The sequence below is a fragment of the Natronococcus sp. genome (genome assembly GCF_047921035.1).
Taxonomy (GTDB): domain Archaea; phylum Halobacteriota; class Halobacteria; order Halobacteriales; family Natrialbaceae; genus Natronococcus.
The window spans coordinates 1-16,381 of record NZ_JBLRWX010000086.1; the positions used below are offsets into that span (position 1 = coordinate 1).

The following is a 16,381-nucleotide window of genomic DNA, read 5'->3' on the forward strand; positions in this document are numbered from 1 at the left end:
AGTGGGCCAGGAGCATGATGCGGTCGCCCAGTTCCGGACGGAAGGCAGCGATGATGTTGCTCATCTCGTAGGTCTCGCCCGTGGTCTCGGATCGCTCGAGGACCGCGAGCAGGTACGCGATCACGTCGTCGATGGCGATCGGCTGGCACTCGACGTGGACCCACTGCGGGGTCACCATCACCGGAAGCCGTTTCGCGAGCTGGCGGACGATCCGGAAGCTCGCGCTCTCACCGCCGATGATGATCGCCGCCCGCAGCACCGTCACCTCGGCGCTGCCGGCCTGCAGTTCGGACTCGACGAGCCGGCGCGAGGCCAGGTGTTCCGAGAGCCGTTCGTCCTCGTTGCCCAGCCCGCTGAGGTAGACGATCCGCGCGACGTCGGCGTCGGTCGCCGCCCGTTCGAAGTTTCGTGCGGCGCGTCGGTCCTGTGCGATCAGGTCCTCGTCGCCACCCCCCATCGTGTGGATCAGGTAGTACGCGACGTCGATTCCCTCGAGGGCGTCCTCGAAGCTGCCCTCCTCGAGGACGTCCCCCTCCGCGACGGTAATCCCGTCGTCGGGCGGGTCGTAGTCGTCGGCGTCCCGGACGAGCACCGTCACGTCGTGGTCGGTCATCGCTCGTAGCGCGGCGACGAGGCGACTGCCGACGAAGCCGGTCGCACCCGTCACGAGTACGTTCATACGATGGGTACGGAGGATCGGTCCTTAACGGGTCGCGTTGCAGCGGCTCTCTCCTCGAGTTAGTCCCAGCCGGGGGTTTCGGGAGCGCCGCGCCGATCCTCGATCTCCGCCGCGAGTTCGGGATCGGGAACCGCCTCGCCGGGCCGAGTCCGGTACCACTCCTCGATCGCGGGCCCGATCCACGCGTCGCCGTCCGGCTCATCGCTCTCGAGGCGCTCGAGCGCCCGCTCGTAGTGGGGCTCCGAGACGGCGACGGTGCCCGGACTCGAGGCCGCGGCGACGGCGATACACTCGGCTCGGTCGGTCGGCGACGGCTCGCCCCGCTCGAGTCTGTCGAGCAGTCCCTCGAGTTCGTCGGGGCAGGGATGACAGAACAGCTTCGCGCCCAGCGCCTGCGGGCCGAACAGCAGCCCGTCGGGCTCGTCGTGGTCGCGCTCGAGCAGCCGGTCCCCGCCGAACCGGGCCTCGACGCGCTCGCACTCGGTCTCGGCACCCAGCGCGAGTGTCTGTTCCGGGTAGGTTCCACACTCGTCGGGGAACCGGTCGCTCCCGTGGATCCGACACTGCAGCGTCGTCGGGTCGAGGAAGACGCAGGCCGGCAGCCACGTCGCCTCCTCCCGATCGAAGGGGGCGGCGGGTTTCGGCGGTTTTCGCAGGCCGACGAAGAAGACCGGACGGCCGGCGACGGCAGCGACGTGACGGTCGCCGACCTCGACGCCCTCGCGTTCGTCCTCGACCGTCCAGAACCGCGGGGTCAGCGCCGCGGCCATGCCCCGCTCGAGGAACGTCCGAACCTCGTCGCGGGTCAGCGCGACGAAGTTGTAACTGCCGCCCAGCGGCACGCGCTCGGAGAACGCCTGCTCGTTTCCGCCGTCGTCGTCACGGGGCACCGAACGGGTACGCTGCCGTCCCCCCGATTCCCCGTCGGCCTCGAGCAGCGGCCGCCAGTCGAGACAGCACCCTGCACATCCCTGACAGTTCACCTCCATGGGCGTCGGTACCGCGGGCGCGGTCATAACCGCTGTGGCGCGGGGGAACGACTTTCACGGCTCGAGACGGATACTCGGGTATGGCGCGGGACACCTGCGACGGCTGCGGCCGAACGGTGACGGTCGCCGGCGGCATCGCCAACCTCTGGACGTTCGGCGAGGACGACGGCAGCCGGGGCTCCGCGATGACCCTGGAGTTCGAGAACGGCTCGGACCACCTGCTGTGTTACCCCTGTATCGCGGCGCTGCCGGACGAACCGACGGACGCGGACGTCGCACGGCTGGAGCAGGTCGACGAGGAGACGTCGCGACTCGGATCGGTTTGAAGCGGCGCCGGAAGAACGGGCGGAGGGCGCGAGCGTGTGACACACCACCGAAAGCACGGCCGCGATCGCGTTCGAGCCGGCGCCGCGAGCGGAAGGGGTGGGATTTGAACGCCACGAGGCACGATGGCCGCCGCGGGCCTGACGGCGCCGCGGTGCTCTACCGCTGAGCGACCCTTCCGCACTCGAAGCCAAGGGCGGGAACCGTATTCGTAATCGACCCGCTACCCGGACCGTATCGGCCGCCTACGCCCCGATAGGCAGGGCCTTCTCGAGTTTCGGCCAGCGGAACGGACGGCGGCGGTCGCACGGGACGTGACGGTCCGTAGCCTTTAGGACGCGACCGCCCCGTGGATCGAACGGTGAACCCCGAGCGGATCTTCGAGGCCTTCCCCGCGCCGAGCTACCGCGGGGCCCAGGAGCAAGCCCTCCGCGACGTTCGCGACGCGTTCGCGGCCGACAACGACGTCGTGTTGGTGCGCGCGCCGACGGGCAGTGGGAAGTCCCTGCTCGCACGCGCGGTCGCCGGCTGCGCGCGGACCGTCGACGAGGCCGAGCCCAGCGAGGCCGCCGGGGCCTACTACACGACGCCGCAGGTCTCCCAACTCGACGACGTCGCGGCCGACGACCTGCTGGCCGATCTGAACGTGATCCGGGGGAAGTCGAACTACACCTGCATCCTGCCCGACGAACGCGACACGCCGGTCAACCAGGCTCCCTGCGTCCGCGAGCGGGGGTACGACTGCTCGGTCAAACACCGCTGTCCGTACTTCTCCGACCGGGCGATCGCCTCGAACCGCTCTATCGCGGCGATGACGCTCGCGTACTTCATGCAGACCGCCGGCAGCGAGGTGTTTCGCACGCGCGACGTCGTCGTGATCGACGAGGCTCACGGGCTGGCGGAGTGGGCCGAGATGTACGCGACGATCCAGCTCGGGCCGCGAACGGTACCGTTCTGGGACGAGCTTCGGGTGCCCGAGGTCGACGGTCTGGATCGGGCCGTACGGTACGCCGAGAACCTCGAGCAGATCTGTACCCGTCGGAAGGACGAACTGCTCGCCCAGGAGTCGCTCACTCCACGAGAGGTCCGCCAGCGCGACCGCCTCCAGGAGCTGATCGGCGAACTCGACTGGTTCGTCTCCGACTACCGGGATCCGGAGAGTCCGACGACGTGGCTGGTCGACCAGTCCGAACCGCGCTCCAGTGGAAGCGACGGCGACGGTGGTGATTCCGAGGGGGACGGCGAGAAGCTCGGCGGCCCGCTGACGATCAAGCCCATGGATCCCGCGCGCTACCTCCGCCACACCGTCTGGGACCGGGGCAACAAGTTCGCGCTGCTGTCGGCGACCATCCTGAACAAGGCGGCGTTCTGTCGGCAGGTCGGACTCGATCCCGCCGACGTCGCCCTGGTCGACGTCGAGCACACCTTCCCCGTCGAGCATCGCCCGCTGTACGACGTTACGCAGGGCAAGATGACCTACGAGCACCGCTCGGAGACGACGCCGAAGCTCGCCCGCACGATCGTTCGAGTCATGCAGGAACACCCAGACGAGAAAGGACTGATCCACGCCCACTCCTACGACATCCAGGAGCGGCTGGCCGACCTGCTCCGGGATTTCGGCGTCGGCGACCGGATCCGGGTCCACGACCGGGACAGCCGTGACGCCGCCCTCGAGGAGTGGAAGGCCAGCGACGACCCCGACGTCTTCCTCTCGGTGAAGATGGAGGAGGCGCTGGACCTCAAAGGTGACCTCTGTCGCTGGCAGGTGCTCTGCAAGGCGCCGTTTCTCAACACCGGCGACTCGAGGGTCGCCCACCGCCTCGAGGAGGGCCAGTGGGCGTGGTACTACCGGACCGCCCTGCGGACGATCATCCAGGCCTGCGGGCGGGTCGTCCGCGCGCCCGACGACTACGGCGCGACCTACCTCGCCGACTCGAGCCTGCTCGACGTGTTCGACCGCGCCCGCTCGGACATGCCCGACTGGTTCGCGGCACAGGTCGATCGGATGGAGCGCCCGGCGCTGCCGGCGTTCGAGCCGAGCGCGGCCGTCGACGGCTCGAGTTCGGGCGGTCGCTCTCGGGGCGGTTCGGGGCGGACCTCGAGCGGTCGCTCGAGGAGCGGTCGTGGCGGTTCCGGCTCGCGCTCGCGGCGCTCGTCGGGCTCGAGTCCGCTGGCCGACGTCTGGGATACGGACGGATAGGTAGCAATCACATTCTCTTCGCGGGAGTGATCAAGTCGTTACGTAGAGCGTGCGTACCTAACGCGATCACTTCCATCAGCTAATGAATGTGTTTGGAGAGCCATGCTGAATACAGGGCGCACATTCAGCAGATCAACACAAAGGAATCAATTATAGAACCATGTCACAAAGACCGTCGAAGAAGCGTAGTTTTAAGAAAGAGGCTCTATAAGTAGTATACAACGATCAGTATGACTTCGCCTTGGGAGCAGAATCAGATCCTCATTGATATCATGGATGGTCTTGGTGTGGCGATCCATGACGAGGACGCAGACATCGCTAATCTCACCTCTATCAAGCTGAACAAGCTGCTCTACTTAGCCGTCAACAAATTCGATCTCCCAATCACATACAGCTGGTACAAATATGGTGCCAGTCTCAGTGGTGGTCAGAACGACGTCGCCGTCGATTCTGTCGAACCACGGGCGCTTGCTGACCTACCTTCACCTGGCGAGCCGAGCATTGGGAATTCTTGGGACTATCCCTCTCCAGAGGAGTATGCATACTTTTTCAAGAGCGACATAGAGCTCACGAATATCCTCCAAGAGGAAACGAAATCCTATCTACGTGAGTTCTACACCGGCTACGCCCCTGAAGAATATCGGGATCTCTACGTTGCCTCGGCGGTATTGCAGAAGTCTCTGGATACAATACTATACATGAATACCAGGGAGTTCAACGAGAACTCTACTGAGTGTCTGGACACTATTGAAGAAGAACTGCGGGATTTGGATCACCAGATTCTCCTAAACAGTCATATTGAGGGTGATGAAGAGAACGCACTCACGGCGTATACAGGCCTCCTCCGGCAGGTTATCAACAATCTGGAGAACCAAGAGACTGACCTATCCCGGAAACAGTTTCAAAAATTCAGCCGATTACTCAAGTTCTATTATTCGCATGCGTGGAAGTACGTCTCGCTCGGTATTTCGGAAAAAACTGCGAGCGGTCCCAGTAGACGTGATCTGATCGGTGGGGCCGTTAGTGATTTGGATTCGTTAGAAAAGAACTACACTGACGAGCTACAAGCGCTCAGGAAAAGTTGCGAAGACGCAGGATTGGTTCCTGCGGTGCCGGAGCAGTCAATTACGGTTGGCGCTGAAGAGTCTGCTGACCCAGATGCCGAGGCTGTTGACGCGGCATTCGAAAGCATCCGATCCAATATGCAGTCACGTGAGTATGAGTCGTTAGATCCCGAAGAGTTTACCACGTGATCGGATGACAGTTCAGCCGATTCTCGCGGATTCTTCAGCCTTGATCGGGCTAGCCGCTTGTAATGAGGAATATGCGGATACGGTGTTCTCCGAGATCGCCGTCAGTACAACATGGACGTGTTTCTGTGAGATTCGAGATAAAGCCAGAAACGGTGACTCTCACTGGTTACAAAAATCCGCAGAAAGAATCCTGGATTACGTTAAAGACGGTGAAATCGCGTACCCGACTCGGGTGAACATCCCAGGCGCGCCCAACAGTGGCGTACCCGATGCTGGGGAGAAATCTGTCCGCATCGCTCTCGGACAATATGAAGAGATCTCAAGCATCTTGTTATTCGACCAAGGTGCTGCAGTATTACTAGAGCGAACACAACAGGAGCTCGCAGGGACACCGAATGAGTTTACGATTGAACCACCAAACTTTCCACTGTATCTCTTGACGCGCCGGGATAGTGACGAGCAGAATATGTCAAAAGACACGTTCTGTGATCAGTCGGAAAAGATCCTGCAGCGGATGGATTGGAAAGGATCTCGGCAAGAAAACCTCTTTTGGGAGTTCCCGATTGACTGCTAAAGCCTCCTTGCGATATTCACCCTCTATATTCAGTAGGCGGTTTTTGACAGCTATCGGAGGGATTGATCGCCCTTCCGTTACCTGCATGACCTATGCTGACCACGAGAGAAACTGCTCGGACTGGATTCGATAGAACCGTGGAATCCGGAACGACAGTCGCGCGCGGACGTCAGAGCGCCGCCGTCGCACCCCAGGCGACCATCGAGGTCACCATGAGCACGACGAACAGCAGGGCGATGAGCTGGTTTCGGTCCATATGTATGCGCAGTCAGCCCGACAGTAAGAATGTCACGCCCGGCTCACTCCTCGAGTCGCGTCGACTCACGCGTCGTCGCCGAACCGCGCGTCGACGACGACGTGGGCGACGCCCGCGCTGTGGCTCTTGACTCGTCGCTTTTCCAGGATCTCGAGCTCTCTCCCTGCCCGCTCGGCGGCCGCCTCGAGCCGTTCGACCGGGCGCTCCCACAGCCGCGACTCGGGGGTCGCCTCGTGGTAGTGGACGATCCCGCCGGGGACGAGGGCCTCGAGGGCGGCTGGGAGGAACTCGTGGGCCTCGTCGGTTCTGGCGGGGCGGGCGTCCTCGGGGTCGTCCTCCGCACCGTCGGCGCAGCCGTAGTAGCCCATCACCACTCTGTCGACCTCGAGTTCGCTCGCGACGTCCCGACAGTCGGTCATGTAGGCGTCGACCCGGTCTGCGACGTCGTTGAGGACGGCGTTCTCGAGCAGATAGCGAAACGCGGTCGGGTTCAGCTCGGTCGCAGTCACTCGCACACCCGAACGGGCCATCGGGAGCGTGAAGTAGCCGATCCCGGCGAACATGTCGAACACCCGCTCGTCGGAGTCGACAACTTCGCCCATCCGGGCTCGCTCGGCCTGGTTTCCCGGCGAGAACATCACCTTCGCGGGGTCGAGCCCATACTGGGTGCCGTGTTCGGTGTGGATCGTCTCGGTGTCGCTCTCACCCGCGAGCAGCCGCGTTCGGGGCTCGCGATAGGTGCCCGCCGTCCCGTCGTTTGCGATCCCCTCGTCGGCCAGCACGCTGTCGGCCTCGCCGTGGAGTTCGAGCAGGGCCTCCGCCAGTTCGGTCTCGTCCGGACAGTGCTCTGGAATCGTCACGAGCACGACGGAGCCGATCACGGCCCACGAACCGGGCGCGGCCTCGAGGTCGGCCTCGCTCCACCCTCGCTCGGCCAGCAGGTCCTCGAGGTCCCGACTCCGGGGTTCGGGCTCGAGCTGGCGGACGACCTCGAGGACGCGCGTTTCGGTCGGCGGCTCGGTGACCGGGAGCGCGATCCGCTTGGGCTCGTCCTCGCGAGTTGCGTCGCCCTCCGAAGACGTCAGTTCGCTCGCAGCCCAGTCCGCCTCGAGCGCGTCGTCGGCGCGCTCGCCGTGATCGCGAACCACACCGCTGACCTCCTGGACGCGCCGCGAGTCGTCGTAGACCTCCTCGGCGCGAAGCGACTCGATGGCCGTCTCCGTCCGTGCCCTCTCGACGACGGCCGCCAGCGGCGCGTCGGCGCGCTCGAGCGCTGTCACGTCCGGGTCGCGCTGCGAGTCGTCAGGCATCGTCCTCGTAGGGGTCGTAGTGGCCGTCGTCGTCCTCGTCGCCGGTGTCGGGGTCGGGATCGGGCAGGACGTGGACCCCCTCGCGGCTCTTCAGGACGGGTACCGTCTGCGCGTCGGGATCGAAATAGTCCGGTCGTGCGACCGTCTTGGCCTGGAACGTCTCGGGGTCGAGCACCTGGACGGCGTTCTCGTCCTCGACGGTGACGACGGTCGTCTCGACGGCGTCCTCGAGTTCGCCGAGTTTGCGGGCCTCCGGCGAGTTCCCCTCCTCGTAGCTCGCCTCGTAGCGCTCGCCCGTGGTCACGCGGGTTCCCTTGAGGTTACCCCGGGCGCTGCGAACGAGGACGGGGCCGCCGTCGTCGTCCGAGAGGTCGATGACGTCGCCGGGGGTGTACGGCGGGAGCCGGACGGCGAACGTTACTCGATACACTTCGTTGCCGTCCTCGTCCTCGGTGACGAGCGTCTCGGCGTCGTTGACCGTTCCGCCGAACTCCTCGACCATCTTGTTCGAGATCTTCTTGCCGATCTTGTTGGTCGAGACCTTGATGTCGAGTCCGTCGTCGGTCTCGCTCGTCTCGGTGACGAAGGCGTTGCGGTCGCCCGTCGCCTCCATGTCGGCGACGACCTGGTTCGCGATCTCCCTTGCGCGCTCTACCTCCTCGCTCGTCGGCGCTCGATCCTCGGCCCGGATCTGGACGATGCTGGCGTAGTAGTCGCCGGCGATCCGGCCACACCGAGTACAGGTCTGGCGGGCGATCTTCACCGGCACCATCACCTGCTCCTCAACGGGCGTGTCGCGGACGACGCCCGTGAAGTAGGCGTGCATTCGGATCGTGTTCTCGCCGACCTGCTCGGGTTCGACCTGCCAGGCGACGTCCTCGACGTCGACGTGGACCGCCAGCGCCTCGCTTACCTCCTCGATAGCGATGTCGGTGTAGTCCTGCGCGCCGACGTCGACCCACCGGTTCCCCCGGTGGACGGCGCCACAGCGGGCACAGACCTGCACGTCGATCCGATCCGGCGCGTCGATGAAGTCGAAGTCGTCGAAGTAACAGCTATCGCAGAGTTCGACCTCGGTCCCGGGTCGGAGCGGGTCCGCGTCCGCGTCGCTCGCCGATCGGTCGGGTACCGGATCCCCACACCGGGGACAGAACGTACGCGACTCACTCATTGTCTCCGGTTGGGGAGTGGCAGTGTTAAACGGCCCGCTCTCCGCGCGTCACTCGGGCGATCACGCTCGAGCGCGCACCCGTCCGACAGTGCTCACTCCGAGTCGGTCGATCGGTCGGTCGCGTTCCGTCGGAGCCACTCGAGCGCGACGGCGCCGCCGGCGATCCCCGCGCCCGTCGTGAAGCCGGGCATCCCCTCGTCCCCGCCGTCGTCGTCCCCGAGGACCTCGTCGGCGGCTTCGGTCTCGTCGTCGTCGGTTTCGTTGTCGTCGGAATCGTCGCCGACGTCGGGATCCTGGGCCTCGAACGTGTCGTTTCCGTTCTCGGGCTGGGTGACGTTGTCGCCGTCGGTTTCGTTGGCGTCGACGTCGTCGAACGCCGACTCGGCCCGGATCGCGAGCAGCCCGTCGGCGACGGCGAAGAGGGTGTTATCGGCGATCGCGAGATCGGTCGGCTGGGCGTCGGTTTCGATCGACCACTCGAGGGTGCCGTCCTCGAGATCGAACGCGACGATCCCGGTGCCGTTGTTCGAACTCTCGATACCGACGTACAGCTTCTCGCCGTCGGCGATCGGTGGGCCGTACGTCGCCGACTCGAGCCCGGGCCGCCACCGCTCGTCGCCGCTCTCGCGGTCGTAGCCGACGATGTCGGCCCCGGTCAACGCGTAGACGCGATCGTCGGTCGCGAGCGCCGAGGCGTACCCCTCGCCGACCCAGCGGAGGTCGCCGCTTCCGGTCTCGTAGACGGCGATCTCGTCGAGGCCGCCGGCCTGCACCGAGACGGCGTCGTCGGTCGCGACGACGACCTGCCTGCGGTACCCGCCGTCGTCGTTCGCCCACCGTTCGGTCCCGTCGTCGGTCTCGAGGGCGTACAGGGTTCGGCCGTCGGTCGCGAAAACGGCGCCGTCGGCGACGGTGACGGGCTGGTCCTGCAGCTTTCCGTCGTCGGACTCGAACCGCCACCGTTCGTCGCCGCCGTCGGCGTCGATCGCGTAGAGAGTCCCGTCGACGACGACGAAGACGCTCCCGTCGGCGACGATCGGCTCGGGGACGTCGCCCTCGAACCCGACCGTCCACTCGATCTCCTCGAGATCGTCGTCGAGGACGGCCAGCCGTTCGCCGCCGACGTAGATCCGGCCGTCGGCGACCGTCGGCGCGCCGCCCGCACCGACGTCGGGGCTCTCGCCGTTCCGCGCTCCGTTGTCCGCGTCGAAGGCGTAGACCGCGCCGTCGACCGTCTGGTAGACGACGCCGTCGACGACCGCGACGGGACCGTTGGCGTCGTCGTGTCTCCACTCGATGACGGCCGGATCGTCCGGACCGCTCGCTCCGGGGGCGTACCCCGTGTTGCCCGGGTTTCCGCGGCGGGACGCCCAGCCCTGCACGCTGGATCGGGTCGTCGATCCGACGCCCCGGCCGGCGGTCGGCTCACCGTCGGCACCCGCGGTGCTCGCCGCGAGGGTGATGCCGACCGCGGCGAATCCGGCCCGTCTCAGCACCTGTCGTCTGCCGTACCCCCTCATATCACTCTCTTGGACTGATCACTCTTCCCTATCGACTTCGTAGTATCGTTCCGGAAGCGCAACGATACTCGGCGGTTCCAGCGGGGCCGCCGTCACGTGGCCCGCTCGATCGAGGCGTCTCGAGAAGAGTTCGGGGACGGCGAACCGTTCCCGACGATCCGGCAGACGAACGTCTGACGCTCCTCGAGCGACAGCGGATCCGTCTAGCGGTTTCCACGCGAAACGAGGGGGTTGGGACGGCGGCCCGTGAGGGACGTCTACGTCTCTCACTGACCATACTTATCTCGCCGGAGTCCCTCGTTCCGGGTATGGATTGGCAGCCGGACTGGGGGCTCCGCGTGCGGATGTTCGTGACGATGTTTCTGCTGTTTGCGCTGTACATCGTCTTCGCCGGGGTGCTCACCGCCTACATGCAGGGTGGCGTCGTGCTCTTCGCCCTCTTGTTCGGCGGATTCTCGCTGGTACAGTACTACTTCAGCGACACCCTCACGCTCAAGAGCATGGGCGCGAAGACGGTGTCGGCCGAGGAGTACCCGCAACTCCACAGCTCGGTCGAACGGCTCTCCCAGCAGGCCGACCTCCCGAAACCGAAGGTCGCGGTCGTCGACTCGAAGGTGCCCAACGCCTTCGCGACCGGCCGCAACCAGAAGAACGCCGCCGTCGCGGTGACGACGGGACTGATGCGCACCCTGAACCAGGAGGAACTCGACGGCGTCATCGCCCACGAACTCGCCCACGTCAAGAACCGCGACATGATGGTGATGACCATCGCCTCCTTCCTTTCGACGATCGCCTTCATGATCGTCCGCTGGGGAGCCTTCTTCGGGGGCGGGGGACGGAACAAGAACCAAGGCGGGATCATGGTCGCGATCCTCGTTTCGCTCGTCGTCTGGATCATCAGCTACCTGCTGATCCGAGCGCTCTCTCGGTACCGCGAGTTCGCCGCCGATCGGGGCGCCGCGGCGATCACCGGCAGGCCGTCGGCGCTCGCCTCCGCGCTGATGAAGATCTCCGGCGAGGTCGACAAGGTTCCCGACAAAGATCTGCGCGAGGAGGCCGAGATGAACGCCTTCTTCATCATCCCGTTGAAGTCCGGCATCGTCGGGAAGCTGTTCAGCACCCATCCCTCGACCGAGCGCCGGGTCGAACAGCTCCGGGATCTCGAGCGCGAGATGGAGGGCTTCTAAGAGGACGCACCCCTCACTCCGGGTATGGGACTACTGGACGGGATTCGATCCATCCTCGGCACGCGTGCCGAGTCCGACGCCAGGCGCGACGCCGACCCCGAGGACCTGTTCGGGATGAGTACCGCCTACCTCACGATGGAGGCCGATCTGGGCTACGAGTCCGCGGACGTCGGCGCGCTCTGTTTCTCGGGCGTGGACTCGACGAGCTTTCGCGACGCAGTCGACGAGGTCGAGGCGATCCTCGAGGCCGGCCGCGAGGACACCGGCACCGAGTTCTCGGTCTCGGCTGACGACCACGGGTATCACTGGGTCGTTCTCGAGGACAGCGATCCGGAGGACCTGATCACGAGCCTCCACTTCGCCGCGGACACGTTCATCGAGCACGGCTACGGCTCGCGCCTGCTCGCGGCCGTCTTCGCCTACCGGAACGAGGCGGGGCCGGCCTACTGGATCTACTCGTTCCGTCGAGGTCGGTACTACCCGTTCGCGCCCCGCCCCGGTCGGGAGCGCGACTCGAGCGCGGAGTTCAAACTCGAGGCGACGTTGGACGGCGAACTCGAGATCGAACGCGAGAAGGAGTACTGGTACCCGCTGTGGCCGAGCGAGGGCGGGACCCACCCCTGGGAGTGAGCCGGGCCCGGCCGCGCTCGAGGCAGATCCAAATATGTTTGGAGTCAGCGGTAACCCGTCCGCTCCCGTAGGGGTGAGTACGGCAGGACGCCACATCAGCTGCGCCATACACCAGCTGTCCTGTCGCAACCCCCCCTCCCCCCTCTTCCGCTTCCGTTTTCCGTAACCCGCTGTCGAACCAGTTATCCGATCGGCATCGGTACGCCCGACCAGTGACCGACTGGAACCAGTTCAAACGGGACTCACAGCACTCGGGCGTTCGCCGCGACCTCGAGGGGCCCGACCGTCTCGAGTCGGCCTGGACGGTCGAACTCGCCGGTGCGGCGGGATCGCCGGTTCTCGACCGTGACACCGTCTTTGTCGGAACGGAGCGCGGAAACCTGTACGCGCTCGACCGCGAGACGGGCCGTCGCCGGTGGGTGTTCAAGTCGACCGACGGGATCGACGCGACGCCGGTCGCCACGTACGACGGCGTCTACGCCGCGACCGACGCCGGCACCGTCCACGCGCTAGATCCGGGAACCGGCGACTCCCTGTGGCGGACCGAGCTCCCGGCCCCTCTCGAGTCCGACCTCGCGTTCGCCGAGGGCCGACTGTACGCCGGCCACGCGGCGGGCCTGTCGGCGCTCGAGGCGGAGACGGGCGAGATCGGCTGGACCCACGGGACCGACTCCCCGATCGCGGGCGCTCCGACGGTCGCCGCCGACCGCCCTCGAGTGTACGTCGGCATCGAGGACGAACGGGTTCGCTGTCTCGAGGACGGGATCGACGCGGTCGAAGAGGCATGGACCGCGCCGACCGACGGGGTCGTCGCGGCACCGCCGACGATCGCCGACGGCCGCGTCTACGTCGCCGACGACGACGGCACGCTGCTCGCGCTCGACACCGAGACCGGCCAGACCTGGTTCAGCTACGAGATCCGCGGTGCGTTCACCTCGTCGGCGACGGTGCTCCCCGAGGAGGGAACGACTTTCGTCGGCGCCGACGACGGCTACCTCCACGTCACCGACACCCGTTTCGGCCGGCGCAAGGTTCGGGGCTGGCTGTTCTCGAAGAAGGGGATCGCGCTCGACGGCGCGGTCCGAGCGAGCCCCGTCGTCGCCGGCGAGGTCGTCTGCGTCGGCGACTCGACCGGGTCGCTCTACGGCGTCGACGCGACCGACTACGACCTGCGCTGGCACGTCGACCTCGGGGCTCCCGTCTCGAGTACGCCCGCTCTCGCTCCCGGTCAACTGTACGTCGCCGCCGACGACGAACTCTCCCGTCTCGAGTGGCCGGTCGACGAACCGACTCCGTAACCGGGCTCGAACCGCCGCGGCTCGATCAGTTGTCCCTGCAGCGTCGACCGCGCCTTCAGTTGTAAACGTTCGTTCCATGTTCTCATTCATCCCGGCGCCTTCCGGCACTTTCACTTTCACCCTCCTGTTAACGAGGCTTTATGGGGCGTCCGCCACAACGGGTGAGTAATGCCAGACGCAGACCTAGAATCCCTCCCTGGTGTCGGACCGGCAACCGCAGACAAACTCCACGAGGCCGGCTTCGATTCCTTCCAGAGCCTGGCCGTCGCCTCGCCCTCCGAACTCTCGAACACGGCCGACGTCGGCGAGTCGACGTCGGCGGACATCGTCCGTGCGGCCCGCGACGCCGCCGACGTCGGCGGCTTCGAGACCGGCTCCACGGTGCTCGAGCGACGAAACGAGATCGGCAAGATGAGCTGGCACATCGACGAGGTCGACGACCTGCTCGGCGGCGGGATCGAGACCCAGTCGATCACCGAAGTGTACGGCGAGTTCGGCTCGGGTAAATCGCAGGTCACCCACCAGATGGCCGTCAACGTCCAACTTCCCAAGGAGGTCGGCGGCCTCCACGGCCGCGCGATGTTCATCGACAGCGAGGACACGTTCCGCCCCGAGCGGATCGACGACATGGTTCGGGGCCTCCCCGACGAGGTCATCGAGGCCACGCTCGAGGACCGCGAGATCGAGGGAACGCCGGGCGACGAGGCGACGATGGACGAACTCATCGAGGACATCCTCGACAAGATCCACGTCGCGAAGGCGTTCAACTCCAACCACCAGATGCTGCTGGCGGAGAAAGCCAAGGAGCTCGCCGGCGATCACGAGGAAGGGGAGTACCCCGTTCGACTGCTCGCGGTCGACTCGCTGACCGCCCACTTCCGCGCCGAGTACGTCGGCCGCGGCGAACTCGCCGAGCGCCAGCAGAAGCTCAACAAACACCTCCACGACATCGACAAGGTCGGCAACCTCTACAACTGCGCCGTCATCGTCACCAATCAGGTCGCCTCGAACCCCGACTCGTTCTTCGGCGACCCGACCCAGCCGATCGGCGGCAACATCCTCGGCCACAAGTCGACGTTCCGGATCTACCTCCGCAAGTCCAAGGGTAACAAGCGGATCGTCCGACTGGTCGACGCGCCAAACCTCGCCGACGGTGAAGCCGTCATGCGCGTCGAGGACGGCGGACTGAAGCCCGAATAACGCGCCTCTCGACGACCTCCCTTCTCCCGTCTCGTCCTCGCTCGCTCGTCCAGCGATAGCTGGACTCGACTCGGGCGCTACGCGCCGCTCTCGACTTTCGGACGGACGACACCGTGATTTCCGACTCGAGCGCGATAAAAAGGGGATCGGGCTCGGCTACTCCTCGGTCGAGGTCTTCTCCTTGTCGAGTTCGCCCCGGTAGATCTCCGCGCCGTCCTGGGCGACCTTCTCGGCGAGCACCGCACACTTGACCCGCATCGGCGAGATGTCGACGCCGAGCATGTCGATGACGTCGTCGCGGTCCATCTCCAGCAGTTCGTCGACGGTCTTGCCCTGAAGCTCGCCCGAGAGCATGCTCGCGGAGGCCTGGCTGATCGCGCAGCCGTCCCCGGAGAAGGCGACGTACTCGATCGTCTCGTCGTTGTCCTCGAGTCTGACGTCCATCCGGATCTCGTCGCCACACATCGGGTTCTCGCCGATGTGCGTGAAGGTCGGATCCTCGAGTTCCCCGTAGTTGCGGGGGTTCTTGTAGTGGTCGAGGATCTGCTGTCGGTACATATCGGAGCCGAGTCCCATCGTTGGAAACGCGTACGGCTGTGCGTTGTAAAAGGGTTCCGGGGCTCGAGAGCCGTCGCTACGGGACTCGGCGTCGTCGAAAACCGGTTCGGATACCGGATCGACTCCAGCTCCGGCGGGTTGCAAACGGTCGTCGATCAGTACTCCGTCGATCCCCGGTCGACCGGCGGGTTCAGGTAACAGGCGTCGGCGATGACGGCACCGCCGACGACTGCCGCGACCGCGAGGGCGTACGTCGCCGGGATACCCAGCGCGCCCGCGGCGACCAGCGCAACCGTAAACGCGATCGGGATGAGCCCGAGCGCGAGATCGTACCGGTTCGCCGCGGCGAGAACGTCGACCAGGGCCTCGAACGGGTCCTGTCCGGGACGTCCAGTCGTGTTCTCGTGCATTCGTTCTCACCTCGGCGACTACCTGTAGGCGACCGAATCTAAAGAACTTTTCCTGAGTTCTTCGTTGTTCCGACGGGTCGATGGACTACGCATCACCCGACGCCTCGGCCTCGAAGCGCTCGAGGTACTCGCGGACGAACGCCGCGCGCTCCGCGGCGAGCGCCCGACCGGCGTCGGTGTACATCCGTTCGGGAAGCTCGAGGATCTTCTTGTAGAAGTGGTTGTACTGCGACCGGCCGGCCGTCGTCTCGTCTGCGGCGGGCGGAACGTCGGGATCGTACAGCGGGCTCCCGATGACCGAGCCGTGGGCGAACGCGCGGGCGATGCCGACCGCGCCCAGGGCGTCTATGTTGTCCGCGTCGCAGACGATTTCGGCCTCGATCGTCTCGGGTTCGACGTCGTTCGAGTACCGGTGGGCGCGGACGCAGTGTTGGACGCGGTCGATCGTCCCCTCGCTCGCGCCGACGTCCGCGAGGATCGCACCGCCCTCTCGAGCGCCCCAGACGGCGTGGTCGTCGATCTCGCCGCGGTCCTCCCGCTCGCGACCGATGTCGTGTAAGGTGACGGCCAGCTGGACGATCCGTTCGTCGACGGGCTCTGCCTGTTCCGCGACGAGGGTGTCGGCCAGCGCCGCGACCCGTCGGACGTGGTGCCAGTCGTGGGCCGGCGGCGCGTCCTCGAAGTACGGGCGGGCGCGCTCGCGGACGGTCTCGAGCATACCGTCGCGTTTCGGCGACCGGCTGATAAGGACTCCGCACTCACCCCGGCGCGCGGAACGCTTTCCGCCGGAACTGCAGGACGAGCGGCTCAACGGCGTCGGGT

The 16,381-nt window shown here is 65.8% G+C and carries 16 protein-coding genes and 1 tRNA gene; 8 read left to right on the forward strand and 9 right to left on the reverse strand.

All coding sequences use genetic code 11. The features are described from left to right. Nucleotides 1-679: NAD(P)H-binding protein (locus ACNA7R_RS15430; RefSeq protein ID WP_416284436.1), on the reverse strand; the 679-nt coding region annotated here is incomplete at its 3' end. A 59-nt stretch (nucleotides 680-738) separates the two neighbouring features. Beyond that, nucleotides 739-1,668: a YkgJ family cysteine cluster protein gene (locus ACNA7R_RS15435; protein WP_416284437.1), complete on the reverse strand. Its 930-nt coding sequence runs from the start codon at nucleotides 1,666-1,668 to the stop codon at nucleotides 739-741. A gap of 80 nt (nucleotides 1,669-1,748) precedes the next feature. On the opposite strand from ACNA7R_RS15435, the gene ACNA7R_RS15440 reads away from it, so the two are divergent. After that, nucleotides 1,749-1,994, forward strand: coding sequence for a hypothetical protein (locus ACNA7R_RS15440; RefSeq protein WP_416284438.1), 246 nt, complete (start codon nucleotides 1,749-1,751; stop codon nucleotides 1,992-1,994). An 89-nt stretch (nucleotides 1,995-2,083) separates the two neighbouring features. Here the strand turns inward: ACNA7R_RS15440 and ACNA7R_RS15445 are convergent. Beyond that, nucleotides 2,084-2,172, reverse strand: a tRNA-OTHER gene (locus ACNA7R_RS15445). A 181-nt stretch (nucleotides 2,173-2,353) separates the two neighbouring features. Here ACNA7R_RS15445 and ACNA7R_RS15450 point away from each other — a divergent pair. From ACNA7R_RS15450 to ACNA7R_RS15460, 3 genes are all read left to right on the forward strand, one after another. Beyond that, entirely contained in the window at nucleotides 2,354-4,192 is a 1,839-nt protein-coding gene (locus ACNA7R_RS15450) for a helicase C-terminal domain-containing protein (RefSeq protein ID WP_416284451.1), read from the forward strand. A gap of 230 nt (nucleotides 4,193-4,422) precedes the next feature. Beyond that, nucleotides 4,423-5,445: a hypothetical protein gene (locus ACNA7R_RS15455; protein ID WP_416284439.1), complete on the forward strand. Its 1,023-nt coding sequence runs from the start codon at nucleotides 4,423-4,425 to the stop codon at nucleotides 5,443-5,445. A gap of 4 nt (nucleotides 5,446-5,449) precedes the next feature. Then, entirely contained in the window at nucleotides 5,450-6,019 is a 570-nt protein-coding gene (locus tag ACNA7R_RS15460; RefSeq protein WP_416284440.1) for a hypothetical protein, read from the forward strand. Nucleotides 6,020-6,340: 321 nt separating this feature from the next. Here ACNA7R_RS15460 and ACNA7R_RS15465 read toward each other — a convergent pair whose 3' ends face one another. From ACNA7R_RS15465 to ACNA7R_RS15475, 3 genes are all read right to left on the reverse strand, one after another. Then, the gene (locus ACNA7R_RS15465; RefSeq protein WP_416284441.1) at nucleotides 6,341-7,585 is read right to left on the reverse strand and encodes a class I SAM-dependent methyltransferase; all 1,245 of its coding nucleotides are present in this window, start codon (nucleotides 7,583-7,585) and stop codon (nucleotides 6,341-6,343) included. Continuing rightward, on the reverse strand, nucleotides 7,578-8,756 hold the full coding sequence (locus tag ACNA7R_RS15470; protein WP_416284442.1) for a 60S ribosomal export protein NMD3: 1,179 nt from the start codon (nucleotides 8,754-8,756) through the stop codon (nucleotides 7,578-7,580). The genes ACNA7R_RS15465 and ACNA7R_RS15470 overlap by 8 nt, the downstream gene beginning before the upstream one ends. Before the next feature lie 92 nt (nucleotides 8,757-8,848). Then, a complete protein-coding gene (locus ACNA7R_RS15475) occupies nucleotides 8,849-10,276 on the reverse strand; it encodes a PQQ-binding-like beta-propeller repeat protein (protein ID WP_416284443.1) in 1,428 nt (475 codons plus the stop codon). Nucleotides 10,277-10,584: 308 nt separating this feature from the next. Here ACNA7R_RS15475 and htpX point away from each other — a divergent pair, with 308 nt between their 5' ends. The 4 genes from htpX to radA all read left to right on the forward strand — a co-directional run bounded on the left by htpX (nucleotide 10,585) and on the right by radA (nucleotide 14,591). After that, complete coding sequence (gene htpX / locus ACNA7R_RS15480) at nucleotides 10,585-11,463, forward strand: zinc metalloprotease HtpX (protein WP_416284444.1); 879 nt, start codon at nucleotides 10,585-10,587, stop codon at nucleotides 11,461-11,463. Between the two features lie 24 nt (nucleotides 11,464-11,487). Continuing rightward, nucleotides 11,488-12,093 carry a PspA-associated protein PspAB gene (gene pspAB / locus ACNA7R_RS15485; RefSeq protein WP_416284445.1) on the forward strand — a complete coding sequence of 202 codons (606 nt, stop codon included), beginning with the start codon at nucleotides 11,488-11,490 and terminating at the stop codon, nucleotides 12,091-12,093. Between the two features lie 212 nt (nucleotides 12,094-12,305). Then, on the forward strand, nucleotides 12,306-13,391 hold the full coding sequence (locus tag ACNA7R_RS15490) for a PQQ-binding-like beta-propeller repeat protein (protein WP_416284446.1): 1,086 nt from the start codon (nucleotides 12,306-12,308) through the stop codon (nucleotides 13,389-13,391). A gap of 168 nt (nucleotides 13,392-13,559) precedes the next feature. Further along, complete coding sequence (gene radA / locus ACNA7R_RS15495; protein ID WP_416284447.1) at nucleotides 13,560-14,591, forward strand: DNA repair and recombination protein RadA; 1,032 nt, start codon at nucleotides 13,560-13,562, stop codon at nucleotides 14,589-14,591. 156 nt (nucleotides 14,592-14,747) lie between these two features. On the opposite strand, the gene sufU is transcribed toward radA, so the two are convergent. From sufU to ACNA7R_RS15510, 3 genes are all read right to left on the reverse strand, one after another. Further along, a complete protein-coding gene (gene sufU / locus ACNA7R_RS15500; RefSeq protein ID WP_416284448.1) occupies nucleotides 14,748-15,167 on the reverse strand; it encodes a Fe-S cluster assembly sulfur transfer protein SufU in 420 nt (139 codons plus the stop codon). 137 nt (nucleotides 15,168-15,304) lie between these two features. Beyond that, nucleotides 15,305-15,559, reverse strand: coding sequence for a hypothetical protein (locus tag ACNA7R_RS15505; protein ID WP_416284449.1), 255 nt, complete (start codon nucleotides 15,557-15,559; stop codon nucleotides 15,305-15,307). 85 nt (nucleotides 15,560-15,644) lie between these two features. Beyond that, on the reverse strand, nucleotides 15,645-16,277 hold the full coding sequence (locus tag ACNA7R_RS15510) for an HD domain-containing protein (protein WP_416284450.1): 633 nt from the start codon (nucleotides 16,275-16,277) through the stop codon (nucleotides 15,645-15,647). Between the last annotated feature and the right edge of the window lie 104 nt (nucleotides 16,278-16,381).

Bases quoted from the DNA above. Each gene is read 5' to 3' on its own strand.
- ACNA7R_RS15435 (WP_416284437.1), bottom strand. From the start codon at position 1,668: ATGGAGGTGAACTGTCAGGGATGTGCAGGGTGCTGTCTCGACTGGCGG.
- ACNA7R_RS15440 (WP_416284438.1), top strand. From the start codon at position 1,749: ATGGCGCGGGACACCTGCGACGGCTGCGGCCGAACGGTGACGGTCGCC.
- ACNA7R_RS15455 (WP_416284439.1), top strand. From the start codon at position 4,423: ATGACTTCGCCTTGGGAGCAGAATCAGATCCTCATTGATATCATGGAT.
- ACNA7R_RS15460 (WP_416284440.1), top strand. From the start codon at position 5,450: ATGACAGTTCAGCCGATTCTCGCGGATTCTTCAGCCTTGATCGGGCTA.
- ACNA7R_RS15465 (WP_416284441.1), bottom strand. From the start codon at position 7,585: ATGCCTGACGACTCGCAGCGCGACCCGGACGTGACAGCGCTCGAGCGC.
- ACNA7R_RS15470 (WP_416284442.1), bottom strand. From the start codon at position 8,756: ATGAGTGAGTCGCGTACGTTCTGTCCCCGGTGTGGGGATCCGGTACCC.
- ACNA7R_RS15475 (WP_416284443.1), bottom strand. From the start codon at position 10,276: ATGAGGGGGTACGGCAGACGACAGGTGCTGAGACGGGCCGGATTCGCC.
- htpX (WP_416284444.1), top strand. From the start codon at position 10,585: ATGGATTGGCAGCCGGACTGGGGGCTCCGCGTGCGGATGTTCGTGACG.
- pspAB (WP_416284445.1), top strand. From the start codon at position 11,488: ATGGGACTACTGGACGGGATTCGATCCATCCTCGGCACGCGTGCCGAG.
- radA (WP_416284447.1), top strand. From the start codon at position 13,560: ATGCCAGACGCAGACCTAGAATCCCTCCCTGGTGTCGGACCGGCAACC.
- sufU (WP_416284448.1), bottom strand. From the start codon at position 15,167: ATGGGACTCGGCTCCGATATGTACCGACAGCAGATCCTCGACCACTAC.
- ACNA7R_RS15505 (WP_416284449.1), bottom strand. From the start codon at position 15,559: ATGCACGAGAACACGACTGGACGTCCCGGACAGGACCCGTTCGAGGCC.
- ACNA7R_RS15510 (WP_416284450.1), bottom strand. From the start codon at position 16,277: ATGCTCGAGACCGTCCGCGAGCGCGCCCGCCCGTACTTCGAGGACGCG.